Source organism: Paenibacillus lemnae, from assembly GCF_012933385.1.
In the GTDB taxonomy this organism is placed as follows: domain Bacteria; phylum Bacillota; class Bacilli; order Paenibacillales; family Paenibacillaceae; genus Paenibacillus_AQ; species Paenibacillus_AQ lemnae.
Genome location: NZ_JABBPN010000021.1, coordinates 70,815 through 88,304, shown reverse-complemented (window position 1 = coordinate 88,304; position 17,490 = coordinate 70,815). Strand labels below are relative to the sequence as shown.

20 protein-coding genes and 2 pseudogenes are annotated in these 17,490 nt (G+C 43.5%); 14 read left to right on the top strand and 8 right to left on the bottom strand.

Annotation, left to right across the window (positions count from 1 at the left end; genetic code table 11):
* Positions 1 to 123: 123 nt before the first annotated feature.
* From HII30_RS18330 to HII30_RS21725, 3 genes are all read right to left on the bottom strand, one after another.
* Positions 124 to 390: a type II toxin-antitoxin system RelE family toxin gene (locus HII30_RS18330; RefSeq protein WP_169506493.1), complete on the bottom strand. Its 267-nt coding sequence runs from the start codon at positions 388 to 390 to the stop codon at positions 124 to 126.
* Positions 374 to 607, bottom strand: a complete 234-nt coding sequence (locus HII30_RS18325) for a hypothetical protein (RefSeq protein ID WP_169506492.1) — start codon at positions 605 to 607, stop codon at positions 374 to 376. The genes HII30_RS18330 and HII30_RS18325 overlap by 17 nt, the downstream gene beginning before the upstream one ends.
* Before the next feature lie 345 nt (positions 608 to 952).
* On the bottom strand, positions 953 to 1,249 hold the full coding sequence (locus HII30_RS21725) for an IS110 family transposase (protein ID WP_246246684.1): 297 nt from the start codon (positions 1,247 to 1,249) through the stop codon (positions 953 to 955).
* A gap of 93 nt (positions 1,250 to 1,342) precedes the next feature.
* On the opposite strand from HII30_RS21725, the gene HII30_RS21720 reads away from it, so the two are divergent.
* The gene (locus HII30_RS21720) at positions 1,343 to 1,483 is read left to right on the top strand and encodes a hypothetical protein (RefSeq protein ID WP_246246688.1); all 141 of its coding nucleotides are present in this window, start codon (positions 1,343 to 1,345) and stop codon (positions 1,481 to 1,483) included.
* Positions 1,484 to 1,560: 77 nt separating this feature from the next.
* Here the strand turns inward: HII30_RS21720 and HII30_RS21715 are convergent.
* Positions 1,561 to 1,728, bottom strand: a pseudogene (locus HII30_RS21715) (IS110 family RNA-guided transposase); the annotation flags it as partial.
* Positions 1,709 to 2,035: a hypothetical protein gene (locus HII30_RS21710; RefSeq protein ID WP_246246686.1), complete on the bottom strand. Its 327-nt coding sequence runs from the start codon at positions 2,033 to 2,035 to the stop codon at positions 1,709 to 1,711. The gene HII30_RS21710 and the pseudogene HII30_RS21715, both read right to left, overlap by 20 nt.
* A 260-nt stretch (positions 2,036 to 2,295) precedes the next feature.
* Here HII30_RS21710 and HII30_RS18315 point away from each other — a divergent pair, with 260 nt between their 5' ends.
* The 7 genes and pseudogenes from HII30_RS18315 to HII30_RS18280 all read left to right on the top strand — a co-directional run bounded on the left by HII30_RS18315 (position 2,296) and on the right by HII30_RS18280 (position 6,646).
* Entirely contained in the window at positions 2,296 to 2,619 is a 324-nt protein-coding gene (locus HII30_RS18315) for a hypothetical protein (RefSeq protein WP_169506491.1), read from the top strand.
* A gap of 128 nt (positions 2,620 to 2,747) precedes the next feature.
* A complete protein-coding gene (locus HII30_RS18310) occupies positions 2,748 to 3,053 on the top strand; it encodes a hypothetical protein (protein ID WP_169506490.1) in 306 nt (101 codons plus the stop codon).
* A gap of 304 nt (positions 3,054 to 3,357) precedes the next feature.
* A pseudogene (locus HII30_RS18305) lies at positions 3,358 to 3,599 on the top strand (hypothetical protein).
* A gap of 1,054 nt (positions 3,600 to 4,653) precedes the next feature.
* The gene (locus HII30_RS18295) at positions 4,654 to 5,055 is read left to right on the top strand and encodes a hypothetical protein (protein ID WP_169506489.1); all 402 of its coding nucleotides are present in this window, start codon (positions 4,654 to 4,656) and stop codon (positions 5,053 to 5,055) included.
* A gap of 104 nt (positions 5,056 to 5,159) precedes the next feature.
* Positions 5,160 to 5,729 (top strand): hypothetical protein, encoded by a 570-nt coding sequence (locus HII30_RS18290; RefSeq protein WP_169506488.1) that lies wholly within the window; start codon positions 5,160 to 5,162, stop codon positions 5,727 to 5,729.
* 56 nt (positions 5,730 to 5,785) lie between these two features.
* Entirely contained in the window at positions 5,786 to 6,064 is a 279-nt protein-coding gene (locus HII30_RS18285; RefSeq protein ID WP_169506487.1) for a hypothetical protein, read from the top strand.
* Positions 6,065 to 6,094: 30 nt separating this feature from the next.
* Complete coding sequence (locus HII30_RS18280; RefSeq protein ID WP_169506486.1) at positions 6,095 to 6,646, top strand: chloramphenicol phosphotransferase CPT family protein; 552 nt, start codon at positions 6,095 to 6,097, stop codon at positions 6,644 to 6,646.
* Positions 6,647 to 6,651: 5 nt separating this feature from the next.
* Here HII30_RS18280 and HII30_RS18275 read toward each other — a convergent pair whose 3' ends face one another.
* From HII30_RS18275 to HII30_RS18265, 3 genes are all read right to left on the bottom strand, one after another.
* Positions 6,652 to 7,134, bottom strand: a complete 483-nt coding sequence (locus HII30_RS18275; protein WP_169506485.1) for a DUF4362 domain-containing protein — start codon at positions 7,132 to 7,134, stop codon at positions 6,652 to 6,654.
* Between the two features lie 78 nt (positions 7,135 to 7,212).
* On the bottom strand, positions 7,213 to 7,686 hold the full coding sequence (locus HII30_RS18270; protein WP_169506484.1) for a hypothetical protein: 474 nt from the start codon (positions 7,684 to 7,686) through the stop codon (positions 7,213 to 7,215).
* A gap of 74 nt (positions 7,687 to 7,760) precedes the next feature.
* Positions 7,761 to 9,740, bottom strand: a complete 1,980-nt coding sequence (locus tag HII30_RS18265; protein ID WP_169506483.1) for a helicase C-terminal domain-containing protein — start codon at positions 9,738 to 9,740, stop codon at positions 7,761 to 7,763.
* A 194-nt stretch (positions 9,741 to 9,934) separates the two neighbouring features.
* Here HII30_RS18265 and HII30_RS18260 point away from each other — a divergent pair, with 194 nt between their 5' ends.
* The 6 genes from HII30_RS18260 to HII30_RS18235 all read left to right on the top strand — a co-directional run bounded on the left by HII30_RS18260 (position 9,935) and on the right by HII30_RS18235 (position 17,393).
* Positions 9,935 to 10,216 carry a hypothetical protein gene (locus tag HII30_RS18260; RefSeq protein WP_169506482.1) on the top strand — a complete coding sequence of 94 codons (282 nt, stop codon included), beginning with the start codon at positions 9,935 to 9,937 and terminating at the stop codon, positions 10,214 to 10,216.
* 172 nt (positions 10,217 to 10,388) lie between these two features.
* Entirely contained in the window at positions 10,389 to 12,140 is a 1,752-nt protein-coding gene (locus HII30_RS18255) for a sensor histidine kinase (RefSeq protein WP_169506481.1), read from the top strand.
* A complete protein-coding gene (locus HII30_RS18250; RefSeq protein WP_169506480.1) occupies positions 12,137 to 13,825 on the top strand; it encodes a response regulator in 1,689 nt (562 codons plus the stop codon). The genes HII30_RS18255 and HII30_RS18250 overlap by 4 nt, the downstream gene beginning before the upstream one ends.
* Positions 13,826 to 13,929: 104 nt before the next feature.
* On the top strand, positions 13,930 to 15,603 hold the full coding sequence (locus HII30_RS18245; protein ID WP_169506479.1) for an extracellular solute-binding protein: 1,674 nt from the start codon (positions 13,930 to 13,932) through the stop codon (positions 15,601 to 15,603).
* Positions 15,600 to 16,496, top strand: a complete 897-nt coding sequence (locus HII30_RS18240) for an ABC transporter permease (RefSeq protein ID WP_169506478.1) — start codon at positions 15,600 to 15,602, stop codon at positions 16,494 to 16,496. Before HII30_RS18245 ends, HII30_RS18240 begins: the two co-directional genes overlap by 4 nt.
* 15 nt (positions 16,497 to 16,511) lie before the next feature.
* Positions 16,512 to 17,393 (top strand): carbohydrate ABC transporter permease, encoded by an 882-nt coding sequence (locus tag HII30_RS18235; protein ID WP_169506477.1) that lies wholly within the window; start codon positions 16,512 to 16,514, stop codon positions 17,391 to 17,393.
* Positions 17,394 to 17,490: the final 97 nt, after the last annotated feature.

The window sequence follows — 17,490 nt, the reverse complement described above, 5'->3', positions numbered from 1 at the left end:
CAACCGCCCTAGGAAATGCCTCGGCTGGAAGTCTTCTCACCAATCGTTCATGGACGAGGTGTCGCGCTTAGCTTGACAATCTGTCAAAATAAAAAACGTAAGCCACTAGAAAATTCAAGTGTCTTACGCTTTATAGACATCACCGCGAGAACCAACTTTAATAATCACAATTACAAGAATATCATTAAAGAGAGAGTAGATAACGCGATAAGAACCAATACGAAGTCGGAATTGATTGTTGACTCCCTGCATTTTTTTAATGTCCAATTCCGGATGTTTAGGGTCATCAGCAAGAATATGGATATGATCTAAAATTCGATTACGAGTTGGTTTATCTAATTTTTGAATGTTTTTTAATGCATCTTTATGAAATTTAATTTCGTAATTCATGTTCAATGTCCTTAAGGCTGATTAGTTCACCTTTTTCCATTGCTTTGTGGGCTGCTTGGATAGCCTCTAAATCATCTTGAGTAGTTGGTTCGTCATCTACTGGAATGTGTCTTACATTATGGAGTGCAAGTCGTTCGACCAAGTCAGAAATTAATTCAAGGTCGTGATCAGACAGGTGATTGATGAGGTCGTTAAGACGATCTTTACTAACTGCCAATATGAACAACCCCTTTCTAACAATAATTATAACCATTATAACAGAATACAGACATAATCAAAAGAATGAGAAGGAAGTAAGGGCTAATTTTGCGGGCTAAATCATGGAAGGCACTGGCATTAGATAAACCAGCTAATCAAAGTCAAGTCTTCGATAAAATAATCTTTGTCATTCCAAAATTAAATAAACCTACCCATGAGAGCAGATGAAGCTGGAATTAGAATCCAATTCAACGGTTTATTTAGCCTGAAATGCCGATCCTGCGTTCCACATACCATAAATAATGCGTAAAATCTTATGAGAAGCAGCGACAATTGCGACTTTTGCGGGTTTGCCTTCATCTCGTTATTGCTGATAGAATTGAAAGAGAGTCGAATTTTTGGGGCCATGAATCTGCTTGGAAATGGCTGCTACAGTAGCCTGATACAGAGCGGTTCGAAGGTACGAAGAGCCTCGTTTCGATATTCGATTCTTCTTGGATTTGAAGGTTCCCGATTCGTGAACAGCTGAGTCTAGCCCTGCAAAAGCTGTTAGCTGCTTCACGGAAGGGAACTTTTTTATGTCTCCGATTTCAGCAATGAGCATGGCCGCTGTTAAAGGCCCTGCGCCCGGAATCGTACGAAGAAGATGATAGGTTTCCATTGATTCGGCGAAGGTTTGCATAGAATGTAAAAGGTCACTCATGCTATCCTGGTACGTTCTAAGAAGGTGAATATACTGTCTAAGAACCACCTTTTGAGCTTCGATTCCATGAAGATCTGGCAGGCTCTGTCTTGCGATTTCGAGCAGCTGCTGCAGCTTTGTTTCGTTCCAAGCTTGGCCGGAGTAGGGAAACGAGATAACAACTCTAAAGAAGTACGGTTACAGACCTTTTGAAAAGCTTTATCGTAACCCGGGAAAAGGAGATCTAGAACCACACGGAAATGAAGTTGTGTCTCGCCGTAAAAGGCCGTCCAATGCTGATATTTACGGCAGATAACAAGGAGTTGCTGAACGGTATCGTTCATCTGTACTTGAGGCTGAGGATCTTGTAAGTAAATCACTTGAGCACTGCGTATCGCATCGACAGGATCGGTTTTCACCTTGCGTACAGCCTTTTGCTTAAGTTGGTGAGTTAACAACGGGTTCAGAAGAATGACTGAAAACCATGGGAAGAAAAGAAAGAGGCAAGAGGTTTTGAATAATTCCCAGTGGCTCTTCGAGAACCACTTTTGGTTCAAGACCGGAGATGGACTTCATTTCCTCCAGAATGACCAAGAGGCGCTTAAGATCTTCTTCTGAATGGTAAAACGGAAACGGTTTATACATACAGTCTTGGTAGGAAAGAAGAGCAGCAGCAACACTTTTTCCTTTAGCAATGTCAATATTTAGAACAGGACCCGAGCCAGTCGGGTATGAACTGAGAATACCAACATCGTATTCACGCATCTTTTCCTGGCGGCCCCTCGGTCCCCGAGAGGCATTTCGAGAAAGAGGATTTAGAGGACAACCCCGCACCGACTGACCGCATCGCGGTCGCTCCCTTTGGTCGCTTCAATCGGTGGGGTTCGTGAATGCACAAACGTTATCGGAAATCGTGGAAAGGATGAAAAATGAACATAAAGCAAATGACTTTAAAGATATTGTTATTTCTCTGCTTAGTTTTAATTATATCAACATGTGGGAATGAGAAATCTACTCACGAGTTAATGACATTAGAAGAGGTAAAGAAAAATATACTTGATCAAGATTTATCGATCTCTATCATCGATATTCCTAATCAAATAATCAGCACAGAAGCCAAGAAACAGAAAGGATATGAAATTCGAGATAGTAGAGATAAGGTTTATATCTATGAATATATTAATAACGAGGCTTTAGAATCGGATAATATCAAAATCCACAATAATCTTAATGGTATTCCGCTACCTAATACACCAATAATAATGACCGCACATAATGTCTTAGTAATTTATATAAAGAACGAAAAAGAAGAATACGAAATTGAAAATAAAATATTAAAGGTCTTATGATGGTAATTCGTAGATGCCACGAAATCCGATAAACCAGCTAATCAAAGTCAAGTCTTCGATAAAGTAATCTTTGTCATTCCAAAATTGTACAAACTTAAATAATGAACATACACATTACTAACAGAATAATGTTGGATGAACTTTGTGGTAAACAGATATTAAATATAAAAGTACACATTGTAGATCCAGAAATTAACATGATTTTGTTAGAGATAAATGAGTGCTGGTTTGGCATCTTTGGTGCTGTTGGATCTGAAATTTTAGAAGTTAATATAAAGTCAGATATTATTAATAAGAAATTGCTGGATTCCATGCCATTGAAGCAATTAGTAAATCATTATATTTCAGGATTTAGATTTATCGGAGAAGTTTGGAATGGGTATGGCGTTGAATTTAGCTTCAAGGGCGTATTTGATAAAACACTTATGGGATAGGACAATATTATTACAATACAAGAAACAAAGAATAATTGAATTTCCCAGTATTTACAGGAAGTCGGATACAACAGCTAACACCGTATTCACATAGCGGGCCATACGGTCCTTAGTCTGCGGAGGGATTCCCAAGGAAGCGGAGGCAGCAGACAACACTGTACTGACTAAATCCGTCTTACCCGCTATTGGCACGGCTTAAGCCAGTGAGGGTTCGTGAATGCAAAAACGTTAAGTGAAATTCCTGTGAGAATTGTACGCTTGTTAAATGGTATAATATAATCATCCAAAGACAGGAGGGAATATGATGAGATGGCAAGAAGTTCAACAGATTTTTCCGAATCAATTCGTAAAGTTCGAAGTGCTTCATTCTGAAGAAACGGACAATCAAGAGATTATTAATGATGTTGCCGTGATTGGGCCTGTCAGCGATGAAGAAGCAACTAAAGAATTATTGAACAGCCGAGATAAACATTGGTTTATCATACTTCCAAAGATCAAGTCGTGGTGAAGATACGGAAAAACATAGGGTTAAGGACAAACCTTTAAATGAATATTGAATATAGAAATGGACTTTTGTTCACGGAAATAACGGTCCATTTTAATAAGCAGAAGAAAGTCATATCGGATATCGTGATTGATACAGGAGCCAGTCATAGCTTAATTTCACTTCATTTAAATACCTGAACATCAATGGACTTTTGGGACTGGATGTACTGCTAGAAGGGAAATTCAATGTAGATCTTAAAGAACTTAAACTGCTTCGTTCATAAGACAGAGGATTTCGAGAGATTGAATAAGTAATTCAAAGAAGAGATTAACTTCATTTAACAACAATTTAACGCTGCGATCATACGCCCTTGATTCGACATACGTCGGACACTCAGCATGCGCTGAGTCGTGAATACAGGAACGTTATACTAAAGATACACAGAACAAGAACAAAGAAAACAGGTATGGGATGAAGAAGTAATTAATCGGGTTTTGAATGATTGACTGAGGGCCGAAGACTCCAACAAAATATTACGTATCAGACGTTCGCCCGCGGTCCGGCATACGACGGACACCTAGCATGCGCTAGGTCAATGCACATAATGTATACGTGAAAACAACAACGTTAGGTGAACTTCATTGAAGGGCGGTAATAATAATGACTATCGATTTTCACAATAGCAACAAAATCATTCGACCTATGCTTCAAGAAATGCAGAAGAAAAAATGGATACAAACAATACAACAATATGTAAATATTCATGAGAAGAAAATAGTTGATCTTGGCTGCGGTGGTAGGTGAGCAATGCCAGAATGAACATGCCGAACAGCAAATAGCATGGCTGCTGTTAAAGGCCTGGCGCCCAACCTTCTCGTGATGTATTTGGCAATCGAAAAGTGCCGAGTTTTGCAATGATGTTTTGAATCAAAATACAGCAAAAAGTAATTTTATACGTAGGTTTGACATTCATGCCCACCTCTCCATGTAAAACCAGTTTTGCTAGGCTGAATCAAATTTGGCTGCAAAACTGAGCACTTTCACTTTGCAACATACATCGTGAGAATTCCTAGGCATAGAAGATAATCTTAAAGAAAGGATTTGTTACCTAAGATGCCAGAAGGAGATTATATTCAGAGGCAAGAGAAAAGAGGTAGTAGGATTTTAGAGAGTCTTATTGTTGTGAATATATTGGGTTTTACAATAATTTTATTATTGAGTTTTATTAATGGAATGTTTTTCAACATGATTAGTCTTATAATAATGATTGTTCTAAGTATGCTGATTTATTACGGAGGAAATATTGCCAAGTGGGTTTATATAACTGTAAATATTTTGAATATTTTTTCAATGCTATACGTCTTAACTGCTGGAATAATAACATCTAATGCAACACTATTCCCAATATTATTAAACACAGTTACAATGTTGATGCAAGTGATATCATTAGTAACAAGTATTGTATTGATTTTTTCGGGAAGCGTTAAAGAGTTTATGTATAAACAAAAGAATTAAACAAAAATAGACTCTCGAATTCATCGATAGCATTAACAATTTGTTCACGACTCAACCCGTTCGGATAGTAGTCCGTCAGAAGTTAAGTAAGGGAGGAATGATAGTTGAAACAAAAAATAATTTTCTTTTTAGTATCTTCATTGGTGTTCAGTGCTCTAATCATTTTAGGTGCGTTGAGACTCTTCAATAATTATGAAACAGTAATTATATTAGGTATGTCAATTGGGTTTTTATTTGGTCTTTTAATAACACTGATAATGATATATATTCATTCGTCTTATCTGAGAAAAGCGGGATTAAATAAAACAGGATTAAGTGTGGTCAATTCTATCGAAATTGAAGCAACAGGTAATAAAGAAGAAGTAATCGCATTATGTATAGAAACAATTCGTAGTGTGAAAAAAAGTGAATTGGGACTTGTTAACAAGAATAAAGGCTTACTTACAGTAAATGTAGGGGTCAATTGGCGTACTTGGGGAGACTCAATACAATTTGAGGTAAAGGCAATAACCGATCATAAATGCAACGTTGTTATTACAAGCAGACCTACTTTGAGAACAACACTCATAGACTTGGGAAAAAACTTAGATAATGTAATCAAGATAACAAACGATCTCAAATCAAAAGCACAAATTAAAGTGTTAAATAATAATTGTAATATCACCGAAACGTAAATCTGTAATTGGTAATCACATTGCTTCATTATCGACATGCGAAGAGAGGCTAAGCAATGAAAAGAAAAAGATTAGGAATCTCAATAGTAATAACTGGACTATTGTACGTAGGATTAGTGTGGACATTTTCGAGTGAATATACTGCAGAAGTCGCTGTAGTGAAAGATGTCCGTTTAGGAAAAATGACGATTGCTAATATGTCTGGCCGCACAAGGACAGTAACCATACCAAAAGCGACAAGCGGCTTAATACAAGAGGAACAAGAGTACTTTATTCAGTATGAGAAAAAGAACTTCGGTCGCTATATATTGCAAGGAATAGAAACAAACTTGTGAATAAATTCAGCAGAAAGTGGGACAAGTTTAATGGCACAAGGAACCGTTATTTTTTTAAATGGAACTTCGAGTTCTGGTAAAACCAGTATCTCATTAGAATTACAGCGGATTTTAGATGAACCCTACTTACACATATCTCTAGATCAGTTTCTACATATGCTGCCAGCTGACTATCTGAACGGTGGGAAACCAGAGGAAACTACAACCCATGCGATGATGCAAACTGTAAAAGGTATGCATCATGCGCTACCCGCCTTAGCTGCTGCCGGAAGTAATATCATTGTCGACCACGTCATGCAAGAAAAACAATGGTTAGAAGAATGCGCGAGTCTGCTAGCAGGTTATAAAGTGTTGTTTGTCTCCGTCGTTTGTTCGCTGGAAGAACTTCAACGCAGGGAAACGGAGAGAGGAGATCGGAATATTGGCCTTGCAAGCTATCAGTATAATCTGGTGCATTCACATGGCATTGGTGATTTAGAAATCAACACAGAATTTAATAGTGCCCTCGAGTGTGCAGAGAAAATCAAAACTTATTTGAATAATCACTCCCAGTTTAATGCCTTCAAAGCACTGCAACAATAAAGCAGTTAATTGCTGTTCTTCATAAACCAAAATGTCTCACTGGTGTCGTAATCACATCCGGTAAGCTTGTAATGAGAGCCGATTTCCTTGTTTTCCTCGAGCTCAATATCCCGGCATACTGTACTGGGTCGTCCTGCATCGCTGCCGAATGAGTCCATTGAGTTGTCGAACGTATAAAGAATAGACTCAGTTCCATCATAAACCAACTCATAGAAAATTGGGTCACCTTCATCCGTATATTGCGTAATACGCACCTGATCTCGGACGCCCGTGTCTAGATTCGCCAGAAACGCTGTCCACTTGTCAAGATTGTAGGTCACCCCATGTAAGCCCACAACATCGCCATTCTCCGCTGCTTGCTCAGCTCGGTAGGGTTCAGACACAGCGGGGAACGGCGATTCTGAATTGTCGCTAGGATTGCTTGATTTATTATTGCATCCAGATAGCAGCACCAAAGCAACGGTTAAAGTTAACATGTATTTTTTCATGAATATCACCTCACCTATAACAACGTCCCAGTGAGTAGTAATGTTTCAGTGACAACGCATCGGTTCTCTCATGGACATTCAAACTGCAATCACAATAGCAAAAGCGAGTACGATGAGCACGAAAAGTATTAGAAAAGGCTTTTTGTCGAGTCGTTTCTGAGCTACCCAAGTGCCGTAAGAACACACTATAGCGGTAGTTGTAAAAAACAACATAAAGAAAAACCCTTCTGGCGAGAACACAAAACGAAAGTTTGCTGCACTAAACGAACCCATAAGGAAAGGGATCATGGTAATAGGAACGATTCCGACCAGTATAAAAGCTAATGTCTGCAGCCACAAATAATACCTGTTGATGGAGCGTAAAACGATTACACAAAGAAGATAAAGCAATATACCCACTGTGAAAAAAGGGAAGAGCGTCCAGGCCACCAGCTGCTCTGTATGTATAAAATCGCTGCCTTCAAGCGACCTAAGGGATGTTAGATAAGCAAATACACCGGCTAAGTAGCCTGTGATAGCAACCCAAATGTAGAACAAATCCGAACGTTTCATGATTCTCCTCCTCCACATGTATAGACGGATAGAACAACAGGCAGCCGAGATGATCGGCTGCCTGTTCAGTTAAACTACAACGATTCTACCTTCAGTACAGCTCCAGGCGGCAGCACAGCTTCAACGCGACCCCGGACATTGGGATTAAGCAGTATCTCTGGATTCAGAATAGCAGCAATCCCTTGATCTGTCGATGAACGGATGAGCCGGCCTAATCCTTGCCGTAAGCGAAGCAGCATATAGGGCAGGTCTACTTCTTCAAAGGCTGAATCAGAAGCTTCCCGTTTAGCTATAAATACTGGATCTTCCGGTGGATAGGGCAGTGACCAAATGATAACGTTGGACAATGAAGGTCCGGGAACATCCAGCCCCTCCCATAAGCTTGCCGCACAGAGCACGCTTTCTTCTGTGTTTTGGAACTCCGCTATAAGACTGCTAATCTCACGGTCTCCTTCATACAGCATCGTGTAGGGTGTTAACATTGAATGCTTCGAAGCCGCCTGCTTAAATTCACGAAGCTCATTCATGGTTTTAAATAACAATAGAGCTCGCCCTTCGGTCCCCTTAATCAGTTCAATCGCCAAGTCCAGCTTCTTCGCAGCCTCAGCCTCACTCCCAATTTCCCCATGCTGCTCCAAAAGCTCACTTGGTGCGATTAGCTTCATCTGCTTTTCGTAATCGTACGGAGAGTCTACGGAAAAAGATAGATATTCGCTGATTCCGAGGCTTCCTGCGACGTAATCAAAAGATCCATCCACGGACAACGTGGCTGAAGAGAACACAATCGGCATCTGGAGTCCGAATACCCGCTCCTCCAGCACTTCCTTGACCGTTTGCGGCATAATGGCCAGCGTTGATGCGCCATCTTCATTCTCTTCCGCCCAGCAGATGAAGGTGTCTGGCTCACGGAACAGATGAAGCGCAGTCTGGATCATCTCGAGATGTTCTTCCACGATACGCAGCTTGTACTCATCCAGCGTATGCAACCCACTCTCAAAGACCAGTTCTTCATCAATGGCTTCAATAGTGCTTTTCCAGCGATTCAGTTCAATTCGCAGCCTCTCATCTATCTGAATTTGTTTGCGATCTGAACCCGGTATGGCTGTACTTTGTTCCGCGATCAGAGAGAATACTAGCTGGCTCTGGTCGATGGAATCTTCAATGCGCTCGGCCAGCGTTTCCCTGATCTCACCATCCAGAAGACGAGTAATAATCTCCTCATATGCACTATGCTTCAGCTTATAACTAAGCGCCTGTTGTGCGGCTGATTCGAGTAAATGTCCTTCATCGAAGACGACGGAGCTGTGCTCCGGCAGCAGCGGAAGCTGACCTTCTCTTTTTCTGCCCTCATAGGTCCACACATGTTCCATGTAGTAATCGTGGGAGCAGATAATGAGGTCTGTCGATTTGCGATAATGATCCCGAGATAAGGTCATGCCGCAGCGATGTCTTTTGTCACATACAAAACAGTCCTGAAATACGTCCCAGTTGATCTTGTTCCATTGTTCATCATTCAGATGCGGGTAATCCTTACGATCGCCGTAGGGGTAAAAAGATTGCATCGTTCCTGGAGAATGTACAAAGTCAGGCAGATGTTCATACACATCTTCAATGGCCGCCGCATCCTCATCCTGAAGACGGACGCCGTCTATTTTTTTGAGACACAAGTATTGATCAGGGGATTTACCGAGCCGCGCGTCGATTTGAAGATCCAGATAACGGGCAAGCTTCGCAATATCTCCTTCCTGTTTCACAAGCTGTTCAATGAGCGACTCATCGGCACAGGCGATGACCGCAGGCTTTCGTGTATATCTTGCATAGTTCACGGCATAGAGCAGATAGACAAGGGTTTTTCCCGTGCCAACGCCGGCTTCTGCAAAGATAGTTTTCTTATTTCCATAGGCTCTTTCCAGTTGGTATGCCATAAATATTTGTTCATCCCGGACATCAAATCCATGTTCAGGCAGTACATCATAAAACACATCCGCAACCCAATCGCCGACCTGCTTGACGAATGGTTCTGACGGATTATAGGAGAAAGGATATCGCTCCACGCTTACGCCTCCAGCTGCATCATATTCTTAGTAGGAAAACCATGATTATCTCATGAATAAACAGGTTTGACAAGCTGTCTGTGTTGAAGAATTCAGACAATAGGCTGAAAATATTGAGAATACAAACTACAAATATGCTAAAATCTAGATAGCAAAAAAAATTGAGGAGAAAGAATTTGTAGGAGGTAGAACGTATGAAATGGCAAGAAGTAAGAGAGTTATTTCCTGACCAATTTGTTCTAGTGTCCATACTTAATTATCATGAAGAAGGCAACAAAAAAATAGTAGATGAAGTCGCCCCTATTCGTGCAATTTCTAAGCAAGATGCTAATAAAGAGTTTTTTCAAGCAAAGCCAGGAAACTTGGTGTATCATACTTCAAATCAAGAGTTTGTGATACGTCTTCGTCGTGACCCGTTAATGAGAGTGAGACGCAGTAATGACGAAAACCTGAAAATATTAGAGTTACACACTTAACTAATTAATAACAATAAAATTTCATGCAAAAATAGTAAAGACCGAGTGTTCGCACACTTGGTCTTTATTAAATATAGTACATCATTTAATATGAGAGCGTTAACATTGGGCAGGCACTATATATTTTCCGTCTGCAAACCGATCTGTTAAACAGAAAGGAGCGTCATACTGCATGAATCTGAGGCGGGTCGTTCAAGATCGTTCTTCGATCTTTGTTAAGCTGGTGCTGGGTTTCCTGTTGGCAGTGGTTCCCATGTACGGCGCAGCGATATACCTCAACGAGTCGGCATCGGACAGCGTGAGGCATGATTTGACTCAGTCTCTGCACGCAAGATCCCGGCTGTTTATGAACACTTTTGAACAGGAGATGGCGGCGACCCAGAGGCTGATACATTATTTGTCCCAGGACAAGGACATTCAGAAGCTCAGCACGATCTCTCCGGCGATGAGCAGGTCCGAATACTTTCAAGCCGTCAACCGGGTGCAGGATCAGATGCGGCTGCTCAAAAATTCGAATTCATACATAAACTCAGCTGAAACCTATATTCCGCAGCTGCAAATGACACTTCGAGAGTCTTCCTACAACCCTTCCATGCCGGAGACCAGGTGGGGAGCAATTATGGAAGCCCAGAACAGCGAGCTGCATGTCTGGAACGAGAGCTTACAGATGGGGATGGTATATCCGGAGACAATGCATACCGGGCAGGAGCCCAATTTTGTCATCGCCGTTCAGTTTGATATCAATCGGATAGAAGACTCCTTAAAACAGCTGAATACCAAGGGCAGCGGGGCATCAATCATTTCCTTGAATCAATCCTGGGTGTTACAGGACACCAGCAGGCAGGGTTTTGACAAGGCTCTGCTAGCTCAGATGAAGAAGAATGACACGACCGATTTTACGGCATTCGATACGACACTTCGTTATGAAGATATCGATTACCATGTATATATAGAGGAGTCTGCAGAGCTTAATCTGCTGCTGGCTGTACATACTCCCATGGCTGATTTTGAAGGCCCGCTTGGCAAGTATAAAACGATATTCTTCGTGTTGTCCGGCATTTCACTGCTGGTGGTGATCCTGTTCTCCTCCTGGATTTATCAAAGAATCCATCGGCCCTTATACCTGCTAGTTCGTTCCTTCCGCAAGATGGATCTGAACAATCTGGAGAGGCTGGAGCTGAATCATAAACCAAGCGATGAATTCCGGTATCTGTATGAACAATACAATGCCATGGTGAAGAGAATGCAGGGATTGATTGATGAATCTTACAAGCAAAAAATACGTTCGCAAAGATCCGAATTAAAACAGCTGCAATCCCAGATCAATCCTCATTTCCTGTACAACAGTTTCTTTACACTGCATCAAATGGCTGAGATGTGGGACATAGACAACATTTTACCCTTTACCAAACATCTAGGAGAATACTTTAGATTTATTACGAAGAGCGGTCATGATGAGGTCAGCCTGTGCGCTGAGGTCAGCCATGCCCAAGCCTATACCCAGATTCAGTCGATTCGGTTCCAGCCCAGAATCACTGCCTCCTGGGACGCCATTCCGGATGGGCAGCAGAATCGAAAAGTACCTCTGCTTATCCTGCAGCCGCTGCTCGAAAATGCCTATGAACATGGTATGGATCACATCGAACAGGGCGGGATTATAGAAATCCGCATGAAGCTGGTCAATGATCATCTGATAATCAGTGTAGAGGATAATGGACAGCATCTGACAGATGAACAGCTGCAGCAGCTTCAGGAGCGCCTTCAATTCAGTGATCTTACGGAGGATATGACGGGCCTGTTTAATGTGCATCACCGGCTGCGTTTGAAATACGGGAAAGACGGAGGCTTGTCTTTTTCAAGAGGAGAGCTGGGAGGGCTGCGCGTTGAGATGATCCTTCCGGCTGAAAAGGAGGAACATCTATGATATACCGGCTGCTTGTAGTTGATGATGAGCCTATTATCGTTCACGGCTTAGTCCACGCCCTTGAAAGTGCGGATGAGCTGCATGTCGAAGTTCACCGCTCTTACTCGTCATCCTCTGCGCTGGAGATATTAAAGCAGACTAAAATGGATATCGTGCTGACTGATATCAATATGCCTGGAGCCAGCGGGCTTTCACTGCAGAAGGAGATCAAGAACCGCTGGCCTGCTTGTAAAGTGATTTTTTTAACAGGGCATGATGATTTTCAATACATCCACGAGGCGACGAGACAAGGTACGCTGGATTATATTTTAAAGACGGAAGGCAATGATGCAGTACTGCGTGCCGTAGAGAAGGCGGTCCGGATACTGGACCAGGAGATGGAATCCAGGCACTGGATTGCACAGGCGCAGGAACGGCTTCTTCGTGCAAGACCATTTCTGCAAAAACAATACATCAGTGATTTGCTCAAGGGACGTTCCCATACGTTGAGTGAGATTGAGCGCTGGTTTCACGAACTGGAGATGGAATTGAATCCTTATGATCCTTGTCTCTTGCTAATAGGCAGAGTGGATACCTGGAGAGAGGGGCATGCCTCTTCGCACGCACTGGATTTATATGCTCTTCAGAATATTGTTCAGGAGCTGCTAAGCCCCATGGTCTGTCTTATCGCTGCCGAATATGACCGTTCCAGAATCATATGGGTGATTCAGTGCCGGGATCATATCGGGCCTGATGACCTGAATGATAGGGAGCGCAGAGAACAGGTCATGTGTTTTGTGCACGGAACCATGGAACGAATTCAGCAGGTGGCCGAGACGCTGCTGCAGCTTCAAGTTTCTCTTGCCTGTTCTTCACAGTGGTCGGCGTGGAGCCAGTTAGCAGACAAAGTGGAGGACATTAAGCTGCTGTTGGGAAGCGGTTTAGGCATCGGTGCACAGACGTTGTTAATCGAAGAAGCTGCAGTGGAACAAAACATCCATGCTCGCAATGGAAATACTCCCTTGCTGCGGTCTGGAACATCCAGAAGAAATGGAGCAGAGCTGCTTCGGTTCTGCATTGAGCAGGGAAATCGTGATGAATTTCATTCGGTATTTCATGCATTGATGGGCGATACCCTGTACTCGAATGACGCTGATACTGCCCTGAATATGGAGATTTACTATGATGTGGTATCGATGTACCTGCCTTACCTGACCCGGCTTCATCTAACCGCTCATCATCTAGAGACGTCTGACAAATTAGTGGATCTCGAGAAGCTCACCCGATATGAACTGCACGATTCCTGGAAGCAGGCAGCCGATTATTTAATAGAGACCGGAGACCTGATCTTTCAGGCTGCGGAGCAGGGCAGGTACGAGGAAGAACACGAAGTGGTTGCCAAGGTTAACCGGTATATCGAGCGTAATCTGGGCGGGGATCTGTCTTTAACGAGAATCGGAGAGGCGGTCGGACATAATCCTTCCTACTTATCCAGGCTGTACAAACAAATCAGCGGAGAAGGACTATCCGAGACGATTCATGCGGCCCGGTTAAACCGTGCTAAGCAGCTGCTGCAGGAAACAGATACCAAAGTTCATGAGATTGCCACGGCGCTTGGGTTCATTTCGCCGCCATATTTTTACCGGTTTTTCAAAAAAGCTACCCATCTCACACCACAGCAATATCGTGAATTGGTAAACAAGTAAACAGAAGATAGCAAAGTAAACAGCGTTGAGTAGAGGCGGGTTTACTTTGCTGTTTATAATGAACTACATAGTAAACGCTTACAAAAAGGGAGAGTGATGAAGGCATGAGAAGCAAGAAAATGGCCTATGTTTCATTAGTTGGATGTATGCTGTTCACCATGCTGCTGAGTGCATGCGGAGGAGGAAATGAAGGGGCTGAGACGAAGTCCGAGGAACCGGAACAAATAATAGAAGGTCCTGTGGAGCCGATGGGAGCATTTGAACCTGCGATCTCTATTGATGCCATCCGATATGTGGGTGAAGAAGTGAAATTCCCTGAAGGTCAGGATATCAAAAACAATGTATGGACTGACTTGTACACAGAACTCGGGATGAACCTGAATTACAAATGGATTGTAACCGGTAAGGAGCAGTACGATTCCAAGGTGAACATCGCGATTGCATCGAATGATCTTCCCGACATCCTTGAAGTAAATGCTACCCAGCTCAGACAGCTGGCAGATGCCGGACAGCTTGCAGATCTGACTGCAGCTTTTGAGAACTATGCCAGTGACGATCTCAAAAAGGTGATGAATATTGATCCCAATGCCCTGCCGTCTGCAACATTTGACGGAAAGCTGCTTGCCATGCCTTCCACACAGCCGGTCATTGGCGGGTCCGCTCCACTGCTATGGGTCCGGGCAGACTGGATGGAGAAGCTAAACCTCGATCCACCGTCTACCATAGAAGATGTGATCAAGATTGCCGAAGCTTTTGCCACGCAGGATCCTGATGGGAACGGTGTCGATGATACCTATGGATTTGCACTGAATAAAGATGTGGGCACAAGCGGTTTCTCCATCGGGTTTATGAACGGTTATGGGGCCTACCCTCAGATTTGGGTAGACAAGGGCGATGGCGAACTGGTCTATGGCAGCATTCAGCCGGAAATGAAAACGGCACTTGCAAGCCTTCAGGAGATGTACAAAAACAAGCTGATTGATCCTGAGTTTGGCGTTAAAGATACGATCAAAGTGTTTGAGACCATTACCAGCAACAAGATTGGTCTGCTGTCAGGTCCAAGCTGGTATCCGGCATGGCCATTCTGGGATATGGTGAAAGAGGACAGCTCGATCGACTGGGTGTCTTACCCGATTCCATCCCAAGAGGGCGGCAATGCTTCTGTACAAATGCCATTCTCGGTTTCGCACTATTATGTCGTGACTAAAGGGTTTGAGCACCCGGAAGCAATTATTAAAATGGCCAATTTATATTATGAGAAATTGTACAGCGATAACGCAGAATTCGAGAAGTACGGTACCGTCACTACCGACAAGGATTCGATTGGTGTAAATAAATACTCCCTGGTTGAAGTCGTGAATCCTAATAAGGATTTGATCCGCCAGGAAGAGCTGGAGACCGCTCTGGAAACCAAGAGCGATGAGGGCATCAGCAGCGCAGAAACGAAAATTATGTATGAAGAGTTCGTTCGTTATCTGGATGGCAGCAACCCGGCTGGATGGTCCGGATATAAAGCGAGCGGCCCGGATGGTTCGATGAAGCAGCTGCGTATATTGAACGATGAAGGCAAGGTCATCAGCAACGGATTTGTCGGAGCTCCAACAGAAACGATGGGGCAGCGTAAAGCCACACTGGATACGATGGAGCAGGAAGTGTTCACCAAGATTATTATTGGAGAATCTTCAGTAGACGCTTTTGATAAATTTGTAGAGGACTGGAAAAAACTCGGCGGTGACAGTATTACCCAAGAAGTCAATGAATGGAAGCAATCCAAATGAATAAAGGGTTGTGGCGCCAATGGCCCCTGCATCTTATGATACTGCCGGGTTTAATCATTGTCCTGATCTACAGTTACTGGCCAATGGCAGGGATTGTGATGGCGTTTCAACAGTTTGTACCGTTTAAAGGCCTGTTCGGCTCGAAGTGGATCGGACTTGATAATTTTGAATATGTGTTTGCTTTACCGGATATTGGGCGCGTGATATGGAACACCGTATTTATCGCTTTTATGAAGATCATCGGAGGGCTGGTTGTCCCTATTACGATTGCCCTCATGCTGAATGAGATTCGTAATGCGCTGATGAAAAGAGGGATCCAGACCTTAATCTATCTGCCTCACTTTTTGTCCTGGGTCATTCTTGGAGGTATCTTTATCGACATCCTGTCACCGACCACCGGCATTCTGAATCAGCTGCTTGGCTTGTTCGGGATTGAACCAATCTTCTTCCTGGGAAGCAACACCTGGTTTCCTTACACGCTGGTCGTCACAGATATATGGAAGGAATTCGGTTTCAGCACGATTGTTTATCTCGCAGCGCTGACGTCCATTGACCCATCACTGTACGAGGCCGCTACCGTAGATGGAGCAGGACGCTGGAAACAAACCTGGCATGTTACGCTTCCGGGCATGGTGCCGATTATTATTCTGCTTTCTGTACTAAGTTTGGGGAATGTGCTTAACGCCGGATTTGATCAAGTGTTTAACCTGTACAGCCCGATGGTCTATGAGAGCGGGGACATCCTGGATACATTCATTTACCGGATCGGTCTGGAAGGCATGCAGTACAGTGTGGGTACAGCCATCGGACTCTTTAAATCCGTGGTTTCCCTGATCTTTATCGTCGTCTCCTACGTATTAGCTTCCAAACTGGCCAACTACCGCATTTTCTAGAAAAGGAGAGAGTCAATGAATCACGTGTCGAACAGCCGCAGACTTTTTTTACTCATAAACTATACACTGCTGACCATTGTAGCTCTGCTCTGCTTTCTGCCCATCGTGCATATCTTAGCGGTTTCCCTCAGTTCCAAGGGGGCTGCAACTGCCGGGTTAGTGAAGCTGTGGCCGGTGGACTTTACGTGGAGCTCTTATGAGTATGTTCTTAATAAACCGCAGTTTCTGATCTCCATGTGGGTTACCGTTCAGCGAGTCATTCTTGGAACCGGCATCAGCATGCTGCTGACCCTGCTCGTAGCCTATCCGCTCTCCAAGGAACCGCATCAGATGAAGTTTCGTACCGCCTACGCGTGGATCTTTGTGTTCACCACCTTGTTCTCAGGCGGTCTGATCCCCTGGTACATGACGGTCCGGGATACTGGACTGATTGATACCCTATGGGCACTGGTCATACCTGGAGCGCTTCCTGTATTTAACGTAATCCTTCTGCTGAATTTCTTCCGGGGGTTGCCTAAAGAAGTGGAGGAGTCCTGCTTTATGGATGGGGGAGGATATTGGACCAGCCTATGGCGTATCTATGCACCGCTTTCATTGCCAGCCATGGCTACCGTGACCTTGTTCACCATTGTGGGGCATTGGAACTCCTGGTTCGACGGTTTGATTCTTATGAATTCACCGGAAAAATATCCGCTGTCCAGCTACCTGCAGACTGTCATCGTCCAGGAGAACCTGTCCAACATGACCGCAGATCAAGCCGCAGCTATGGCTGATGTGTCCAACCGGACCTTCAAAGCCGCACAGATCTTTATCGGCTCCCTGCCGATCCTGCTTGTGTATCCTTTCCTGCAGCGCTATTTCGTAAAAGGCATTGTGCTGGGAAGTGTGAAAGGTTAGCAGAAATGTGAGCCCCTTCGGCCGATGGCCGGAGGGGTATTTTTGTAAAAATTAACAAATATGATTTCGAAAAGTATATAATTAAAGTCAAAAGGGG